General features: G+C 54.7%; 14 protein-coding genes and 1 pseudogene. 8 read left to right on the top strand and 7 right to left on the bottom strand.

Translation table 11 applies throughout. The features are described 5' to 3' along the window. Positions 1–376: 376 nt before the first annotated feature. The 6 genes from lptF (at position 377) to RBR60_RS04155 (ending at position 7,202) form a co-directional block, all read left to right on the top strand. Complete coding sequence (gene lptF / locus RBR60_RS04180) at positions 377–1,534, top strand: LPS export ABC transporter permease LptF (protein WP_320354622.1); 1,158 nt, start codon at positions 377–379, stop codon at positions 1,532–1,534. Further along, complete coding sequence (gene lptG, locus RBR60_RS04175) at positions 1,531–2,610, top strand: LPS export ABC transporter permease LptG (RefSeq protein WP_320354621.1); 1,080 nt, start codon at positions 1,531–1,533, stop codon at positions 2,608–2,610. The genes lptF and lptG overlap by 4 nt, the downstream gene beginning before the upstream one ends. 64 nt (positions 2,611–2,674) lie before the next feature. Continuing rightward, positions 2,675–3,997 (top strand): 3-deoxy-D-manno-octulosonic acid transferase, encoded by a 1,323-nt coding sequence (locus RBR60_RS04170; RefSeq protein WP_320354620.1) that lies wholly within the window; start codon positions 2,675–2,677, stop codon positions 3,995–3,997. Beyond that, entirely contained in the window at positions 3,991–5,067 is a 1,077-nt protein-coding gene (lpxK, locus tag RBR60_RS04165; protein WP_320354619.1) for a tetraacyldisaccharide 4'-kinase, read from the top strand. Before RBR60_RS04170 ends, lpxK begins: the two co-directional genes overlap by 7 nt. A gap of 54 nt (positions 5,068–5,121) precedes the next feature. Further along, positions 5,122–6,090 carry an ELM1/GtrOC1 family putative glycosyltransferase gene (locus RBR60_RS04160; protein ID WP_320354618.1) on the top strand — a complete coding sequence of 323 codons (969 nt, stop codon included), beginning with the start codon at positions 5,122–5,124 and terminating at the stop codon, positions 6,088–6,090. Next, positions 6,072–7,202, top strand: coding sequence for a glycosyltransferase family 4 protein (locus RBR60_RS04155; protein WP_320354617.1), 1,131 nt, complete (start codon positions 6,072–6,074; stop codon positions 7,200–7,202). Before RBR60_RS04160 ends, RBR60_RS04155 begins: the two co-directional genes overlap by 19 nt. Positions 7,203–7,264: 62 nt before the next feature. Here RBR60_RS04155 and RBR60_RS04150 read toward each other — a convergent pair whose 3' ends face one another. The 3 genes and pseudogenes from RBR60_RS04150 to RBR60_RS04140 form a co-directional block, all read right to left on the bottom strand. Beyond that, the gene (locus RBR60_RS04150; RefSeq protein ID WP_320354616.1) at positions 7,265–8,824 is read right to left on the bottom strand and encodes a hypothetical protein; all 1,560 of its coding nucleotides are present in this window, start codon (positions 8,822–8,824) and stop codon (positions 7,265–7,267) included. A gap of 420 nt (positions 8,825–9,244) precedes the next feature. Then, on the bottom strand, positions 9,245–9,376 hold the full coding sequence (locus tag RBR60_RS04145) for a helix-turn-helix domain-containing protein (protein ID WP_320354615.1): 132 nt from the start codon (positions 9,374–9,376) through the stop codon (positions 9,245–9,247). Positions 9,377–9,379: 3 nt separating this feature from the next. Continuing rightward, positions 9,380–9,613, bottom strand: a pseudogene (locus RBR60_RS04140) (IS607 family transposase); the annotation flags it as partial. A gap of 133 nt (positions 9,614–9,746) precedes the next feature. Between RBR60_RS04140 and RBR60_RS04135 the strand changes: the two are divergent. After that, positions 9,747–10,031, top strand: a complete 285-nt coding sequence (locus RBR60_RS04135) for a hypothetical protein (RefSeq protein ID WP_320354614.1) — start codon at positions 9,747–9,749, stop codon at positions 10,029–10,031. A gap of 99 nt (positions 10,032–10,130) precedes the next feature. On the opposite strand, the gene RBR60_RS04130 is transcribed toward RBR60_RS04135, so the two are convergent. From RBR60_RS04130 to RBR60_RS04115, 4 genes are all read right to left on the bottom strand, one after another. Further along, on the bottom strand, positions 10,131–10,403 hold the full coding sequence (locus tag RBR60_RS04130) for a hypothetical protein (RefSeq protein ID WP_320354613.1): 273 nt from the start codon (positions 10,401–10,403) through the stop codon (positions 10,131–10,133). Between the two features lie 183 nt (positions 10,404–10,586). Next, a complete protein-coding gene (locus RBR60_RS04125; RefSeq protein WP_320354612.1) occupies positions 10,587–13,463 on the bottom strand; it encodes an ATP-binding protein in 2,877 nt (958 codons plus the stop codon). A 29-nt stretch (positions 13,464–13,492) separates the two neighbouring features. Then, the gene (locus RBR60_RS04120) at positions 13,493–14,689 is read right to left on the bottom strand and encodes an ABC transporter substrate-binding protein (protein ID WP_320354611.1); all 1,197 of its coding nucleotides are present in this window, start codon (positions 14,687–14,689) and stop codon (positions 13,493–13,495) included. Positions 14,690–14,846: 157 nt separating this feature from the next. Next, positions 14,847–16,349: a response regulator gene (locus RBR60_RS04115; RefSeq protein ID WP_320354610.1), complete on the bottom strand. Its 1,503-nt coding sequence runs from the start codon at positions 16,347–16,349 to the stop codon at positions 14,847–14,849. Positions 16,350–16,399: 50 nt separating this feature from the next. Here RBR60_RS04115 and RBR60_RS04110 point away from each other — a divergent pair, with 50 nt between their 5' ends. Then, positions 16,400–16,678, top strand: coding sequence for a hypothetical protein (locus RBR60_RS04110; protein ID WP_320354609.1), 279 nt, complete (start codon positions 16,400–16,402; stop codon positions 16,676–16,678). Positions 16,679–16,758: the final 80 nt, after the last annotated feature.

The following is a 16,758-nucleotide window of genomic DNA, read 5'->3' as shown; positions in this document are numbered from 1 at the left end:
GGAAGGAGAATGGGCGGGCATAGGGGGTCTCCGCTGATGATTTTTGGGTACCTTGTTTCTGCCTATACAACACGTATTTTTCCTGTTTGTCAATTCCATGTTTTGAACATTGTTTTTTTGAATGGAAGGGGGCTGGCCCCGAAAATCGAGGACCGTACCCAGGCTGGCCTTGTGCGCGGGCCTGAAATCCGTTAAGAAAATTCTGCCAGCGGATGCGCCGAACCCCAGGCGGAAGAACCCTGATGGAAATGGACCCCGGAATGGGGATGGCTTCCTTCTGCCGGAATGCCAGGGGGCAAATGGGGAGGAGATCGGAGTGTCAGGTCGGCCTATGGTTTTTCAGGTTCGTGCGAACCTCAGAAAAAGGGAGAGGCCCATGCACAGGATAGACCGCTATCTGTTTTCCCAGATGCTTTTTCCCTTTACACTGAACATCGTGTTTTTCACCTTCTTGTTTCTCATCACCCAGGTGCTGGAAATAGCGGATCTTGTGGTGAATTACCGCATTGGGCTGGGGTCTGTGGGCTGGCTCATGGCCTGCGCAGCCCCTTTTTTTCTGCAGTTCACCATTCCCATGGCTGTGATGGTCACCGTGCTTGTGACCTTCCTGCGCCTGTCCGGAGACAGGGAAATTCTTGCCCTGAAAGCGGGGGGGTACAGCATCTGGCGTCTTTTACCGCCTGTGGCGGCCTTTTGTCTCCTTGCGGCCTTTCTGACCGCCCTCATGACCCTGTACGGCCTGCCCTGGGGGAAACTGGAGTCCAGGCGGGTGATTACGGAACTGGCGCTCCAGCATGGGGACATGGCGCTGAAACCCATGGTTTTCAACGATATGTTTTCCGGTGTCACCCTGTATGTGGGGGAAATGGATCGCAACAGCGGTAAGCTCAAGGATATTTTTGTTGAAGATTTCAGGGAGGGGGGCATGGGAACGGTTCTGGCTCCCGAGGGCCGTCTCCACATGGACGCCGCCGCAGGGCTTGCAAGGCTTCAGCTTTCTCAAGGCATGATTTTACGGGGCAGTGGTGCGGAAAATACGGAAGTGCATGCCATCTCCTTTGAAAACTATGAACTGACCCTGGATCTTTCCAGAGAAAAGGGCCTTGCCCTGGCGCGGAAGAGCAAGGACAAGGAAGAGATGGGGTTCAACGAACTTCGGGCCTACATCCGCACCCTTCCGGAAAACTCCAAATCGTATAATGCGGCGGTAATGAAGTTTCACGAAAAATTCTCTCTGCCTGCGGCCTGTCTGGCCCTGGGACTTCTGGCCTTTCCCCTGGGCGTGAACACCCTGGAAAGGCGGCGGGCTTCGGGCATCGGCAATGGGCTTTTGTATTTTCTCATGTATTACATGCTCCTCACCATGGGCTGGTCTTTTGGGGAGAGCGGGGTCTATCCCCCAGGGCTTGCCATGTGGACGCCCAATGGGGTGACGACGGTGGCGGGATTCTGGCTTCTTAGCCGGGTTGCGGCGGAAAAACCCCTGATGCCCCGGACCCTGTGGGCGGGCCGACAGAGGGGATGGAAAAGATGAGCCGTCTGGATCGCTACATTGCCGGTGAGATTTTCCGTTTTTTTGCCATGATCCTCTTGCTTGTGGCCGTGGTCTTTCTCGTGGTGGACTACCTGAGCAATGCAGATAAATTTTTTGCCGTGGGCCTTCCCATGAAAAGGGCCTTGGTCTATGTGCTTTTCCGGCTGCCGAGGGAACTCGTTCAGCTTCTGCCCCTTTGCCTTCTTCTGAGCATTCTCACAGCCCTTGGAATGGTGAACCGCTCCAATGAGCTCACAGCCCTCAAAGGCGGCGGCATCGGACCTGGGGTGCTGCTGCGGCCTGTGATGCTGGTTGCGGCCTGTGTTTGTCTTCTCGGACTCTTTGTGGTGGAAATGATCGCGCCCTCTGCCGCTGCGCGGGTGAACACGATCCGCTACGAAGAGTTGTATCCCAGTGCGGTGAGTGCAAACCGCAGGGAAAATATCCGAATTCGCCAGGATACCTTCTTTATCCACATCCGGGAGGTGGATGTGGAAAATGAGCGCATGGAAGGCGTGCATCTTCTCGAGACAGGAAGGGATACCTTTCTCCCCAGGCGCCGCATTCTGGCCCAAAGCGGGATTTTTGTGCCTGAAGGCTGGATGCTGGAAGCGGTGGTGATCCAGGATCTGGATGAGAAAACCGGAGCCTTCACCAGCCGCTTTCATCCCCAGTGGATGCTGAAGGTGGGGTTGCAGGCCTCGGATTTTGAGCGAACCCGCAGGGGAGCCGAGGAAATGGGAATCCGCGCTTTGTGGCGCTATATCGGAAAGATTCAGGGGGAAGGCTATGACACCAGCCGTTACCGGGTGGATCTTTTCGGTAAAACGGCCTTTCCCTTTGCCGCCTTTGTGCTTTCCATGCTGGCGGTGAGTATTGCCCTGCGGCCTTCCATGAAAAAAAACATGGCGGTGGGCATGGGCTATGGGATGGGCGTCGCCTTTTTATACTGGATATGCTACAGCTTCAGCCTGTCTTTGGGATACGGCGGTATCCTGCCTCCGGTTTTTGCCGCCTGGATGCCCAACCTTTTCTTTGGCGCCCTCGGAGTTTACGGCCTTCTCGGGGTGGAGTGAGGGCAAAGCAGGTGCAGGAAAGGCGGGATTCTTACCCATTGCATCCTAAGGACGTGGGAGCAGGATGACAAAAAACAGATTTTCCATGGCGCTGGCATGGGCGGGACTGGCCCTGTATGCAGAAATGCTTCGTTTCCTGTTTCTCCTTTTTCTGCCGCTGGTCCTGGTGATGTCCCTTTTCCGGGCTTTACCCCATCGTTTCCGGGCGCGTTTCTGGCCTGATGTGGGGCCTTTGACCCAGAAAGACACAAGACCCTGCATCTGGATACACGCCCTTTCTCTTGGTGAAATGCTTTCTGCCCTGCCCCTTGTGGAAGCCTTGCGTGAAAAAAGGCCGGACATCCGCCTGGTCTGCACAGCCGCCACCCGAAGCGGCATGGAGGCTGCGCAGAAACACCTCAAAAACCGGGTGGCGGCGATCCATTATTTTCCCCTGGACCATCCCCTGGCCGTACACAGGATGCTGGACGCCCTGGCTCCGGATCTCTTTGTTCTCGTGGAAACGGACCTGTGGCCGTATTTCATGCACGCCCTCAGCAGAAGAAAGATTCCCGCCCTCTGGGTTAATGCGAGAATTTCCGATAAAAGTCTGAAAGGCTATGCGAGGCTTTCCCTCCTCATGGGACCGGCCATGACCCGTTTTGAAGCCATCGTTCCCCAGAGTCCTGAGGATGGGCTTCGCCTGCAGCGCCTGGGGGTTGGGAGGGAGCGTCTTCTGCCCTGGGGCAACCTGAAGCATGACCGCGCCATGCCCGATCCCCTGAACCCGGATCTGGAGGATGTGCGTGCCTGGATTTTGCGGCGCAGGCCTGCTTTCATCTGGATCTGCGGAAGTCTGCACCCCGGAGAAGAACCCTTTGTGGCGAAAGTGCTTTCCCATCCCTGCATGGAAGGGCGGAATCTATTGACCCTTGTGGTTCCGCGGCATCCGGAAAAAAGCCCTGAATTTGAAACGCGGTTCAGGAGTTTGGGCCTTGAACCTTGGATTTTTTCCCGGAATCCGCCCAGTGAGGCTTCCCTTGTCATTCTGGATCGCATGGGAATCCTGAACGATCTGTATGCTTTGGGCCATGGCGCCCTGGTGGGAGGAAGTTTTGTTCCCCTGCGGGGGCACAATCCTCTGGAACCCGCCATGGCGGAGGTTCCCGTACTGATGGGCCCCCACCGGGAAGATTTTGAGGAAAGTTGGCAGGGGCTGTGCGCCGCAGGCGGAGGATTTGGCGTGAAGGATGCGGATGAAATGCGAGAAAGGCTTCTGTTCTGGATGGATCATCCCCTGGAAGGCCGGGAGGCAGGCAGAGCAGGCAGGCGTTTTGTGCTGGAAGGCCGGGGGGTTGTTTCCGTTATTGTGGACTGGATCGGGAAAAGACTGGAGAGGGCATGCTGAAAAGGCGGTTTGCGGCGAGGCTTCGGCGATCCGGGGTGGACAGGGATGCAAAAGATCGTTTTTTATCTTTCCTGGAAAGTCTGTATGCCCGGGGGGTTGATTACAGGAATCGGCGGCTGGATGGGGAAGGGGCGTGCATGCGTCTGCCTCTGCCCGTCATCTCCGTGGGTAACCTTGTGGTGGGTGGAACCGGTAAAACCCCCATGGTGCGTTTCCTTGCCCGTTTCCTGGAGGAAAAGGGCCTGCGTGCGGCCATCCTGAGCCGGGGGTATGGGGGCAGGCTGGAGAAAGAGGGGGGCCGGGTTTCCGATGGCGAGGAGATTTTTCTTTGTGCTGCGGAAGCAGGAGATGAGCCCGTTTTGTTGGCAAAAACCTGTCGCGCTGCGGTTTACGTGGGAGCAAACCGCTATGCAAGCGGACTGCGGGCCATGGAAGAAGGGGCCGAGGTGCTGATTCTGGACGATGGGTTTCAGCACAGAAAACTTTACCGGGATCTTGATCTTGTGCTGCTCGATGCAAGGGCGCCCCTGGGCAATGGCCGCCTCCTTCCCAGGGGAAGTTTACGGGAAAGACCCCAGGCCCTGAGACGCGCCCATGCCCTGGTGCTGACCCACTGTGGGGAGAAGGGAGGGATGGATCCCCGCGTTTTGACGGAGTTCAGGGAAGGATCTGGCCTGCCGGTTTTTCCGACTTCACACCGCCAGGTGGCCTGGCCGGGGAAAGGGGCGCTGGCAGAGGAGGTGACAGGGGAGCGGGTTCTGGCCTTCGCGGGGATTGCCGATGGCCGAGGGTTTGCCCAGAGCCTTGAAGCCTCCGGCTGGATTGTCCTCCATACGGAGATTTTTGACGATCACCACGCCTACACATCCCGCGATATCCGGCAACTGGTGGCCAAGGCCCGGACCCTGGGAGCCCAGGCTCTGGTCACCACAGCCAAGGATGCGGTGAAGCTTCCCAATCCGGAATGCTGGCCCCTTCCCCTGCGGGTACGGGATGTGGAGCTGGTTTTTGGAGATAGGGAGGCGTTTCACTCCTGGCTGGAAAGTCGTCTGTCCCCCTTTTTTTCCTGACCAGGGGCCGAAGAAAAGGCCTGCTCCCATCGTTTTTTATCCGAGGAAGAAATCATGATACCCCATCCCCTTCGAATTCTGTGCATCGGAGACGGGCGTCCCGGCCATGAGAAGCAGACCCTGGCCATGGCCGAAGCCTTTGGCCGTCTGACTCTGGTGGAAACCCGGTGGTTCCGCCCTCCTGAGGGTAGGGTCTTTGCCGTTTTTTCACGGGTGCAGGCCCTGGGAGCGGATTGCTTTCCTTTTTTCACCTCGCGGATCCTGAAAAGCTGGGGCTGGGGGGAAAAAGGCTTCATTCCGGATCTGGTGATGGCCGCAGGCAGCCATACCCATGGGGCTTTGCTTGTTTTCGGAAAACACTACGGGGCCAGGACCCTGGTGTGCATGACGCCCGATGCCTGGGTGCGGAGCCGGGTGGATCTCACCCTTTCCCCCACCCATGATGGCAGAAAGCCCGATGCGCGCACCCTTCTCACCCTGGGGCCTCCGTGCAGGTTGGTTTCCGGTGAGGGGCGTAAGGAAAATTATGGGCTGGTTCTTGTGGGCGGCCTGGATCCTTCCAGCCATGTCTGGGATGAGAAAGCTCTGGAAGATGCCCTTTGCGCCCTTTTCAACGCGAACCCCCGGATGCGTTGGGAAGTGAGTTCTTCACCAAGAACGCCGGAAAGTACGGAGGTGATGCTGGAAAGAATCTGTAAGGCAAGACCTGAAATTCTTTTTATCCCGTTTTCCCGCACGCCCAGGGGCTGGGTGGAAAACGCCTATGCCAGAAGCAGTGAGGCCTGGATTACGGGAGACAGCATGTCCATGATTTACGAGGCCCTGGCTGCGGGATGCCGGGTGGGGGTGCTGCCGGTTCGCTGGAAAAGGGAAGACAATAAATTTCAACGGAGTCTTGACCTGCTTCATGGGAAGGGATGGATCGCCTATCCGGGAGAAAGACCGGAAAAAGGGGCGGCGGTGTTGGATGAGGCCGGACGGGCGGCTGAGGAGGCCGTGAAACGATGGTGGAAAAAAGACTGACAGTCATCCAGATGCTTCCGGATCTTGAAACCGGAGGTGTCGAGCAGGGCACCCTGGAGTTGGGCAATTTTCTTGCGGCAAGGGGGCATGGTTCCCTGGTGGTTTCAAGGGGAGGCCGTATGGTGGAAGACCTTGAGGCCGGAGGCAGTATTCATGTGACCCTGCCCTTTATCGGAGAAAAATCACCGCGTCCGCTTTTTCATCTGGGAAAGCTGAGAAGGCTTGTGGGGGCAGCGGATGTTCTGCATCTGCGTTCCAGGGTGCCTGCCTGGGCGGGATACCTTGCCTGGAAAAGCCTGCCTTTATCCAGGCGGCCCCTCCTTGTGACCACCTTTCATGGAGTTTACTCCGTCAATGCCTACAGCGCCATCATGACCCGGGGTGAGCGGGTGATTGCGGTTTCTGAGAGCATCGAGGCCCATATTCTGAACAATTATCCCATGGATCCTTCCCGTTTGGTCTGCATCTCGAGGGGGGCTGACAGTCGGCGATTTGATCCGGATAGGGTGGGGTCGGATGTGAGGGAAAGGCTTCGGAGGGATTGGGGATGTGATGAGAAAACGGCCCTCATCCTCATGCCTGGCCGTTTTTCCCGTCTCAAAGCCCAGGATCTCCTGCTCCATGCCCTCAAAGGGCTTGGGGATCTTTGCTGGAAACTTGTTCTGGTGGGAGATCCTGCGGAAAATCCCGAATATGCAAAGGAGCTGAAAAGCCTTGCGCGCCCTCTGGGAGACCGGGTGATCTTTGCGGGCTACAGAAAGGATATGCCTGAGTTGCTTGCGGCCTCTGACCTGCTTGTTTCGCCTTCCCGCAAGCCCGAATCCTTTGGCCGCATCCTGGCGGAAGCCGGTATGATGGGAAAACCTGTTCTGGCCTCAGCCCATGGGGGCAGCCTGGAGATTGTGGAAGCCGGTGTGACCGGGCTTTTTTTTGCACCGGAAGATGGGGAGGATCTGGGGACGAAGCTCCGTATCCTCCTTGAAAATCCGGAACAAAGGAAAAGAATGGGTGAGGCGGGGCGTATGCGGGTAAAGACCCGGTTTACAACCGAAGTCATGTGTGAAAAAACTTTGGCCCTTTACGAAGAGGCTCTGGCGCAAAAAAGAGGATGAAGGCGGAGAGAGCCTTTGGAGGGGATGCTTGTGGCCCGGCCATGACCGGGCCACAAGCGGTGCTAAAAGTTTAAGACCAGGGCCGCGCCGAATTCGGAGGCTTCTTCCATATAGAAGTTTTTTGCATAAAAGCATTTCAGACCCACATGGGAGTTGACAGGAATCTGAAGCCCTCCCAGAGCTCTCAGCAGCCCCCTGTCCCTCACAAAATCACTTTTTTCAGAAGAGGTTGTGGTCGGAAAGCGATCTCTGCTTCTTCCTGTCTTTTTATCGTGGATATCGTGATAGGCCACGCCCGCATCCAGACCTGCAAAGGGAATCACCGGGAAAAGTCCGAAAAAGTGCAGGGGCCTTTCCCGGCCTCCGATTTCCGAAAGCTGAAAGACAAGGCTGAGATAGCCATCCATGGTGACGGAGTCTTCCGTGGCTTCCCCCCTTCCGTAGGCGGCCCCAAAGCCCAGTCTCAGGAATCGGAAATTCTTGTACCAGGCCAGGGAAAGCTTGTGGATGTTGTGGAGATCCTTGAATTCAGAACCGGCCATGGAAAAGGCGTAGCCCAGTTCAAAGGCGCTTTTTTTGGTAAAGACCGAAGCCATATCCTGGAGCCTTTGCATATCCTGGTCGCTGAAAAGATAGGCCTTCTCCTGGGCCTTGAGGCCTGGTTTCAGGGGGATGGATCCGCTTTTGCTCTCTCCTGCATAGCGCACGGTGTAAGAAAGGTTACCTTCACAACGCTCAATGGTTTTTTCCTGGCCCAGCGCCCAGGGAACGCCTGCAATTTCAAGGGAGGCGTCGGGTTGGTTGGATGTGACGGTAAGGGTGGGAAAGGGCTCTGGATGCAGGTGTACCCGTTTGTCTTCGCCGGCATTCAGGAGAATGCTGCCCCGTGTTTCACAGTATCCAGCGGCGGTGAGAACATAGGTGTGCATGCCTTCGGGCAGAAAAATTTTCTCTCCGGGATTGGCGGATTTGCCGTTAAGGATGAGGGCAGCATCGCGGATGGGGGTCTGGATGGAGAGGGACTGCTCGAATATTTCTGCGCTGAGATCCTTTAGCTCCTTTTCCTGGGCGATGAGTCTTTTCTGGACATCCTTCTCCTTGAGATCCTGGCTGAAGACGGTGGCGAGATTCTTGGCGGTTTCGATATCTCCGATCCAGGCATTCAGGGTCTGTTTTTTCTCCCGTTCCGATCCGGGCAGATTCTGGGGTCTATAGTGTCGGGTTTTTTCCAGGAGGCCGTCGGCATACTGCACAAGATCCCTGCGGCAGACCTCAAGGCAGGCCCCTTCAGCGGTTTCTCTCTGTTGGATCACCCGTGCATTGACCAGGGTCATGTTGACCTGCTGTCTGGATTCAAAGCTGGCTTCCGCATGAATCTCTGAGGAGGAGAACCATCCGGAAAGAAAGGAGATGCCTTTATCCTTTTCCTGTTTACTCTGTCGGATGTGGGCATCGCTGTGCACATGGACAAAAATCTGGGAAGCGAGGGCTTCCCGTGCTTCTTCCATGGTGGGCGCACAGGCTTCCCAGCAGTCCCGGGAAGTGGCGAGGGCCTGGGAAGGTTGGAAAGGGACAAGGAAAAGGGCGGACAGGAGAAGGAGAAAAAAAGAGCGACGGAACATGAAGTCTCCCCACGGGTGAAGGGTTTTTCGGATGCGGGGCCCAGACCTGCCTTATTTAAGGTGCGGTCATGGGGGGGTGCGCCGGATATCCGTTCGGTTTTCCCAAAGGCTTTTTCTTCCCCATGGGACCGGGACCTGCCCGCAGGAAGGGAGTTCAGGATTTCCCATCCGGCAGGCCGAGCATGAATGCATATGGATTCAAGATATGGCAAAACCCCTTTTTTCTGTCAACATCTGTTTTTGACAGATCTCATGCCGTTCTGCCAGACCTACCCAAATCTACCCATAGGTAGCTTTGGCGCTGACTTCCTGCTTCCCTGAGGCTGGTTTCACCCCTGCCTTGCGGCAAAGGCCAGAGCCTTCCTCTCCACAGGCTTTAAGATCCGGCGGAACTCGCCGTACTGTGAACTGCAAGGTTTTTCAGATTGAGGGCTGTTTGCTCCACTGATCCAAAGCCCAGTTGTAGGCAAAACGGGCCGTACCCGCAGCGCGGGCAAAGTAGTTTTCCTGGACATTGTTGGGATCAAGGGCAATCTTATGGGCAATGCGCATGGCTTACTCCACAGCCTTTTTCAGGTTTTCGAGAAGCTTTTTGTTCTTCCGGGATCTGCTGCCATAGAGCCTTGCGGAAAAAACGGTGATGATTTCCAGAACGTCCCGGGCAAGATCTTCTTCAAAGCTTGTATCTTCTCCCTGATTAAGGATGACCACTTCCACCTCTCTGGCTTCGCAGATGGCAAAAATCAGTTCCGCGCCAAAGCGAAGCAGGCGGTCTTTGTGGGTGAGAAGTTGCTCCGGATGCAAAACCCGGATGTGAAATAAAGATCGGTTGAGCCTAGCGTATTTTGCCACCCATGACAAGTTGGTGGAGTGGCGGGGTTTTTGACCGCAGTCAAAGCGGGCAAGGGAAAAAAGGAGACGTATGGGGATTCAAAAATGGAAACTGGATCTTTCCCGGCATTGCCTGATCACGGAAATGCGCAGGCAACAGGAGCGGGCTGTGAGCCTTGCTCTGAAAGGACGGGAGGACGGGGAGGTTCTGGAAAGGGCGGAGATCCTGAAAAGGATACTGGAAACAGTGGATCTCAAGTCCCTGCGCGGGCTTTATGCGGAGCTGCAGGGAAATCATGAACAAGAAGTGGTGCTGCTTATGGAGGAAGAGAAGGTTTTTTTATGTTTTTCCGGCAGGGTTTTGCCCCTGCTATAGGAGCGGGTCAGAAAGGAAGGGAAGAGGTTTCGGTATTTTTTTGATGATGTATTCTGGAGGAGAAGACGGCTTTTCTAAGGCCGTCTTCTCCCAAGGTACTTATTTCACTTCCCACTGACCCTTGGCGTTTTTCACGGCCTGAATCTGACCTTCCACGGCGATGACGCCGCTGACTTCCACCAGTGCGGTGTTATCAATGGTTTCAATGAGGGTGAAGGTGAGACCGGAGTTGTCGGCTTTCAGGCCTTCGGGCAGGAGGATCTGATTTTTGGTGTAGTTCTGAACAGCGCTTTCCGGTGTGGTTTTTTCTGCCGTACAGGCGGTCAGCATGAGTGCGGATGCGATCAAAGCAACATAAAAAACGTTTTTCATGAGAACTCTCCGTTACCAAAATGTTTTTTTAAGATGTTTTTAAGCCCGACATGGGGTCAGAATGTTCTTATCTACACTGCCTTTTCCGCCTGAGTCAAGCAGAAGGGGGGAGAATGTTCCTGCTTGTACGGGCCTCTCTCCTGCCAGAGGAGGGCGGGTCATAAATGATCTTTTCTCCTTTCTTCAGGATGTTGTCTGTGCATGGCAAGATCCTGACTTTCGGATTTCCGTGAGCCATGCCAGCATTTTTTCATAGTCATAGGCTTTGGCCAGTTGACGCAGGGTCTGGGCAGCCGTTTTATCCTCTTTTTCCATGAGGTCCGTCAAAGCGGCAATGCGGGCGATATCTCCGTTGTGGATGGCTTCGTCCAGAGCATCAAGGGTTTCCAGGCAGAGATTGGGCAGGGAAGCGGGGGGGAAGGGGTCGGGCAGGGGGACTGTTTTTGATGGAAGCCTGTCTGTTTCAATATATTCCAGGCCAAGCCCTTTTTTCAGGATTTCAAAAAGTTCAGATGTCTGAAAAGGTTTTCTCAGATAGGCATCCACTCCCGTAGCCATGACCTCTGCCCGCTCATCCTCAAAGGCTGTGGCCGTTACAGCGATGAAGAAAGCGGAGTGCCCGGAAGGGATGGCTTTTATCCGGCGGGTCGCCTCATACCCATCCATCAGAGGCATACGCATGTCCATCAGTACGGCATGGGGGTGCCAGCTGGCAAAAATTTTCATTGCTTCCAGCCCGTTTTCAGCCTGCATGACTTCAAAGCCTGCGGGTTCGAGAAGGGCGGCGAGCAGGTAACGGTTATCCGCCATATCATCTACCACAAGAATCCGTACGGGTTTCACATGCGGGGCAAGGATTAATAGGGCAGACATCTCTTTTCGGATAGATGCCGGGGCGTCCTCTGTGGTCTGAAGGGGAACCTCAAACCGGAAGCAGGAGCCATACCCGACTTTGCTTGTGAAAGTGATGCTCCCTCCCATCAGTTCGGCAAATTTTCTGCTGATGGTAAGCCCAAGACCTGTTCCCCCGGCTTTGGCTCCTGAATTTGTCTGATGGAAGGCCTCAAAGAGCTTTGCGCCCTCTTCTTCGGGAATGCCGATGCCTGTATCCTCAATTTCAAAAACGAGCTGGACCCATTCCTGCCCCAGAACATCTTTTTTTTCATCCGTGCGCACCCGCAAGACAACACCGCCCGTTGTCGTAAATTTGATAGCGTTCCCCAGAAGATTGATCAGAATCTGACGCAGTTTTTCCTGATCCGTGTTCACATGGGATGGGATATCCTCATCCCTTTCAAGGAGAAAGCGGAGTCCCTTTGTTCTGGCGCGGTTGAGAAAGAGGATATCCAGGTCATCAAGGAGCTCATGCAGGGAAAAATTTTTATTGTCAAAGCGGATATGACCGGCCTCGATCTTGGACATATCCAGGATGTCGTTGATGAGGCGCAGCAGGTGCTCTCCGCTGCGGATAATGATCTGCACATGTTCAGCCTGCTTGGTCGAAAGGGCGGGGTCTTTCTCCAGAACCTGAGCAAAGCCCAGAATGGCATTCATGGGGGTACGGATTTCATGGCTCATATTGGCCAGAAAAAGACTTTTTGCCTTATTGGCCGCCTCCGCCCTGGTCCGGGCCGTTTCCAGTTCAAGGTTGGTTTTCTGGAGAAGGGCTTCGGCTTCCTTGCGTGCGGTGATATCCGTGTGGGAACCCGCCATCCTGTAAGGCACGCCGGAAGAGTCCTGGATGGATACGCCGCGCGCAAGAATCCAGCGCCACGAGCCGTTTTTATGCTGCATGCGGAACTCCGTCTGGTGGTTCTGGATTTCCCCACTGAGATACCTGTCCACATATGAAAAGGTTTTTTCCCTGTCTTCGGGATGCACCAGATTCTGGAAGGTCTGAAAGCTGTTTTCAAGTTCCCCGTCATCATATCCGAGCTGTTCTTTCCATTTGGGAGAAAGATAGAGGGTATTCTGACGAAGATCCCAGTCCCAGATGCCGTCATTGGAGCCTTTCACCGCAAGCTCAAACTGTTCTCTGCTCTGCTCCAGAGCTTCGATGGATGTGGTTGTCTTCTGAAGGGTTTCCAGGGTTTTGTTAAAGGCGGATGCAAGGTTTTGCAATTCAAGGGGCCCCTGGAGCGGGATGCGCAGGCTGAGATCCCTGTGGCCTACGATATTGTGCACCGTGGTGGTGAGGTGATTGATACCGCTTACAGCCATGCGCGTTGCCGTCATGACGGCAATGACCAGGGCGAGGATGCCTGCGAGGTTTGTGGTGAGAAGATAGGCCCCCAGCCTGCGTACGGGAACCATGACTTCGCTGCGATCCTGGCCCACAATGAGCTCCACTTTGGGGAGCGGGGAGAGTTGTCGCCTCATGAAGACCCAGTCTGGGGCCTTGTCGGGTTTTTTGTCGCCAAAACGTTTCTGATACCCTGCATTGGCAAGGAGAATATGCCCCCGGTCATCCAGAAAGGCCATGTCCATGTCCGTTCTGTCCAGGCCTTTAAGCTTCGGAATGTCGTCAAGGGGGAGGGTCAGGAGGATGGCGCCTTCGTGAAACCCCTGCACCACAATGGGAACCGCCACAAAGAGTCCTGCGGAGGAGAGGGTCATGACGGTTCGTTTTTCCGTAAGTTCCAGAAGAATGGGCTGGGGCAGGGGGTCCTGAAGGGGGGGGTGGTTTGTGATGATTTCACGACCCATAAAATCTGCAAGGGCGATGCGTTCCGATGGAATTCCGGAAAGATTCAGAGACTGAAAAAAGAGGGGGAGGTGGCGTTCCCGCTCCATGGTATGCATGAGGCTGTTGACGATGAGATCGTTGGACGCCAAAGTCTGGACCTGTTTCTGGATGTTTTCAATTCTGTCCATCACAAGGCGTTGTTGTCCGTCTGCGACCTGGTCCAGGCGCTTATGCACGGAAGCCAGGATGATGGACTGAGCCATCCAGAGGGCAAAGAGGCTGACAAGGAGCATGGCCCCCAGTGTGGGAGGAACCACACGCCAGAGGATGTAAGAGGTGAAACGGGGTGGATGCTGAGGGTTGGACAGAGACATGGGCCCTCCAGACGGGGTGGCGGATTTTCTTAGTCTTTGGGTCTTATAAAACAGGGGCGGATGACTCCTTTTTCTGAAAAACAGGCAATATGGAAATCTTCTTTGCCCAAAGCATCATGCCTTTCTCGTGTGAAGGGCGGTCGGTAGTTGCGGATTACGCCACCGTGATGATCCAGGTTTTCCAGGGCATCCCGCACAGCGGAGCGTTCCAGTGCGCCCACCTTTGCAACGGCCTTTGCCAGCAGATGGACAAGATCATAGGCGTGGGCTGTGCCCGCAGGGACGGGGATATCTTCAGGGGTCTTGATCTCTGGGAATTTCTGGCGATACAGATCAAAAAGATGATGAGCCCGGTCCGGGAATGGGGGTGCGATAAAGGAAAAGGTCTGAAGAAAAAAAAGCTCGACATCCATCAGGGTGGTTCCGGCTTTACTTGGAAATTCCCCCTTGGTGATGCCCCAGTGGGAAATCAGGGGAAGGCGTTGCCTGGGGTGGAAACTTTGCAGGGCTTTAATGGCGGTAAGTCCTTCGTTGCTCTGGCTGACGAGAAGGATTACATCCGCGCGGGCATTGGCCAGTTTTTCCATATGGGGCCGCAGGTCCGGTACCCCCCAATAAAACCACTGGATTTCTGCGGGGGTGAGGCCATAAGACCTCAGAGCGGCCATGATGGATTTTTCGTTGGATCTTCCCCATTCGGTCTGCTCGAGGAGTAGTCCCGGACGTCTGTAGCCTGCTTCAAACAGTTTTTTGATAAGAAAGGCCCCCGCATCCTCATCCCGAACGGACACACGGAAAACATAATTCGGCGAATAACCATTTTCCACAAGTCGGGTGCCTGCGGCCCAGGGAAGGAGGAAGGGAATCCCGTGGCGGTGTATGATCGGGAGCTGTTCCATGACCACAGGGGTATAGGTCCCGCCGATGACAGCCAGCAGATCGGGCATGGCGGCAAAGGCCTCCATATTTGCCACTCCCCGGGCGGGGTTGCCCCTGTGATCGCGTATTTCAAGCACAGCAGGGCGGCCGAGGAAACCGCCCCTGGCGTTGATTTCGGAAACAGCGAGTGCGGCTCCCCTGTAAATGGCTTCACCGGCCTGGGCTGCTGCTGTGGAGATATCCGCATCAATTCCTATGATGACAGGATTTTCCTGGAGAAGGCTGGCCGAGGCCGTTGCACAGAAAAGGGTGAAGGCGATCACCCATAGGCGTATGCGAGGATTCATGGGGGTATCCTTACATTCGGTGGTTTTTCGTATGATCCTGTGGTGAATGGTCCCGTAAAAAGTCCGGATCCTGGTATTGTCCACAGGATATCCGCCCCCCCAGGCTGGCGGGGGCTCCATCCATGTCTGGGACCCTTTGTTTTTTTTAAAGTCCGGGTCAGGGGAGTGCAAAGGGCAGGCACATATGGACATCCGTCCCCTGTCCCTGGGTGCTGTCCATGAAGATGTCACCGTCCATCCGGTGCACGAGCCGTCGGACAAGGGAAAGTCCCAGTCCCGTTCCGTCATGGCTGCGGGTGGAAGAGCCATCCACCTGGGTGAAAGGGTCCCAGATATGTCTGAGGCGTTCCAGGGGAATTCCTACCCCCGTATCGGAGATGGTGAAAAGAAGACGTACTTTTTCAGGATCCTTTGTTCTTATGGGCCCTATTTCCAGAAGAACTCTCCCTGAAGTGGTGAATTTTAAGGCATTGCCCATGAGATGGAAGAGGATTTGCCGAAGGCGTGCGGCATCGCCCAGAAGAATTCGGGGCGTTGCCGGATCCATGGAGAAATCCAGGGCAAGGTCTTTTTCCATCGCAGTGAGGGCAAAGAGTGTGATGACGGATTCACAGACGCTTTTCAGTTCAAAGGCATCCTGATGGATTTGTATTTTTCCGGATTCAAGGCTGGCAAAATCGATGAGATCGGAGAGCAGGCGGGTTAAACGTTCGGCTGCCGCAATGCCCATATGGAGGATTTTGGCATCTTCGGTGTCGAGATGGGTGTTCTGTAAAAGATACATCACACCCAGAATGCCATTCAGGGGTGTTCTCAGCTCATGGCTCATATTGGAAAGGAACTCTGACTTGACAAGGTCGGCGGCTTCCGCGGCTTCTTTAGCCTGAATGAGCATTTTTTCTGCGTGTTTCTGTGTTGTGATATCCCGGCTGAGAGCGAGGATGGAAATGATTTTTCCCTGTGTATTGTGTTCGGGCACCAGTCTCAGGTTATGGATTGCAGGGCCGTCTTTTCCGTGGAAGGCATATTCGGTTTCAAGACTTTTACCCGTCCGGACAACGGTTTCAATGGCCTTTTCCCAGGATATGTCTGCGGGATCGCAGAACTTAAGATTCCTGTGGGAGAGATCCACACACGAACGGGGATGGATTCCGAGGGCCTCCGAGGCTTTTTCGGAGAGAAAGAGAAGATCTCCCCTGGGATCAAAGCGCAGCACAAGGTCCGGTAATTCCTGGATCAAAACCTCATGCCTTTTTTCGCTTTCGTCCACAAGGCGCTTAAGGCGAAGGTGGGTTTCGACGCGGGCGTAAACCTCTTCGGACTCAAAGGGTTTGGTTACATAATCCACACCGCCCGCGGAGAATGCCCTGATTTTATCTTCAGCTTCGGTGAGAGCGCTGATGAAAAGGACGGGGATTTTTTTTAGGAGGCCGTTTTCTTTTAAACGCCTGCACACTTCAAACCCGTCCATTTCGGGCATGCGGATATCGAGCAGGATGAGATCCGGAGGATTCTGGGCAGCCGCCTTCAGCGCCATGCTGCCTTTTGTAAAAGCCACAACCCGGTATCCCCTGGCCTGGAGGATTTCCTGGAGCAGGGTGAGGTTGGCGGGGGTATCATCCACGATCATCAGCGTTGTCGGTTTATGGGAAGCATCCATGCGTAAGCTCCTTGTGGGACGGGGTCTTGAAAAAAAGATAGGGAATGGAGATGCCCGTGACCAGCGGGTTTTTCCTTGGACTTTCTGAAAAAGAATGGAGGTGGGAAATTTCAAGAATCCCGGATCCTGTTCCATATTTTCCTGTAGAGTACGTTCTGTGCGATTTTTTTGCAAGGCAAGTGTACGCAGAACACATCGCGGTATGGTGTTTTGGATGGGGGCGTACACAACTCATGGGCTTTGCGAATTTTCTTGCAGAGTGCATGAAGTCTTTATATATTTTGCTAAATCACGTTCTCCTTAAAGCTTTTTTGAAAGAGGCAAGCTGATGTTTTGACAGAGCATTGGTTGAGGTTTTTTTGAACCGAGTTTTATACAAAAAAGTTCATTTCAAAAAACAGTGTTTTGA

The sequence above is a fragment of the Desulfobotulus sp. genome, from assembly GCF_034006065.1.
GTDB lineage: Bacteria > Desulfobacterota > Desulfobacteria > Desulfobacterales > ASO4-4 > Desulfobotulus.
Note: the sequence above shows the minus strand (reverse complement) of the source record. Positions and strands in the feature narration are given on the sequence as shown.

Coding starts and splice junctions, on each gene's coding strand:
- lptF (WP_320354622.1), top strand. CDS start 377: ATGCACAGGATAGACCGCTATCTGTTTTCCCAGATGCTTTTTCCCTTT.
- lptG (WP_320354621.1), top strand. CDS start 1,531: ATGAGCCGTCTGGATCGCTACATTGCCGGTGAGATTTTCCGTTTTTTT.
- RBR60_RS04170 (WP_320354620.1), top strand. CDS start 2,675: ATGACAAAAAACAGATTTTCCATGGCGCTGGCATGGGCGGGACTGGCC.
- lpxK (WP_320354619.1), top strand. CDS start 3,991: ATGCTGAAAAGGCGGTTTGCGGCGAGGCTTCGGCGATCCGGGGTGGAC.
- RBR60_RS04160 (WP_320354618.1), top strand. CDS start 5,122: ATGATACCCCATCCCCTTCGAATTCTGTGCATCGGAGACGGGCGTCCC.
- RBR60_RS04155 (WP_320354617.1), top strand. CDS start 6,072: ATGGTGGAAAAAAGACTGACAGTCATCCAGATGCTTCCGGATCTTGAA.
- RBR60_RS04150 (WP_320354616.1), bottom strand. CDS start 8,824: ATGTTCCGTCGCTCTTTTTTTCTCCTTCTCCTGTCCGCCCTTTTCCTT.
- RBR60_RS04145 (WP_320354615.1), bottom strand. CDS start 9,376: ATGCGCATTGCCCATAAGATTGCCCTTGATCCCAACAATGTCCAGGAA.
- RBR60_RS04135 (WP_320354614.1), top strand. CDS start 9,747: ATGGGGATTCAAAAATGGAAACTGGATCTTTCCCGGCATTGCCTGATC.
- RBR60_RS04130 (WP_320354613.1), bottom strand. CDS start 10,403: ATGAAAAACGTTTTTTATGTTGCTTTGATCGCATCCGCACTCATGCTG.
- RBR60_RS04125 (WP_320354612.1), bottom strand. CDS start 13,463: ATGTCTCTGTCCAACCCTCAGCATCCACCCCGTTTCACCTCTTACATC.
- RBR60_RS04120 (WP_320354611.1), bottom strand. CDS start 14,689: ATGAATCCTCGCATACGCCTATGGGTGATCGCCTTCACCCTTTTCTGT.
- RBR60_RS04115 (WP_320354610.1), bottom strand. CDS start 16,349: ATGGATGCTTCCCATAAACCGACAACGCTGATGATCGTGGATGATACC.
- RBR60_RS04110 (WP_320354609.1), top strand. CDS start 16,400: ATGCCCGTGACCAGCGGGTTTTTCCTTGGACTTTCTGAAAAAGAATGG.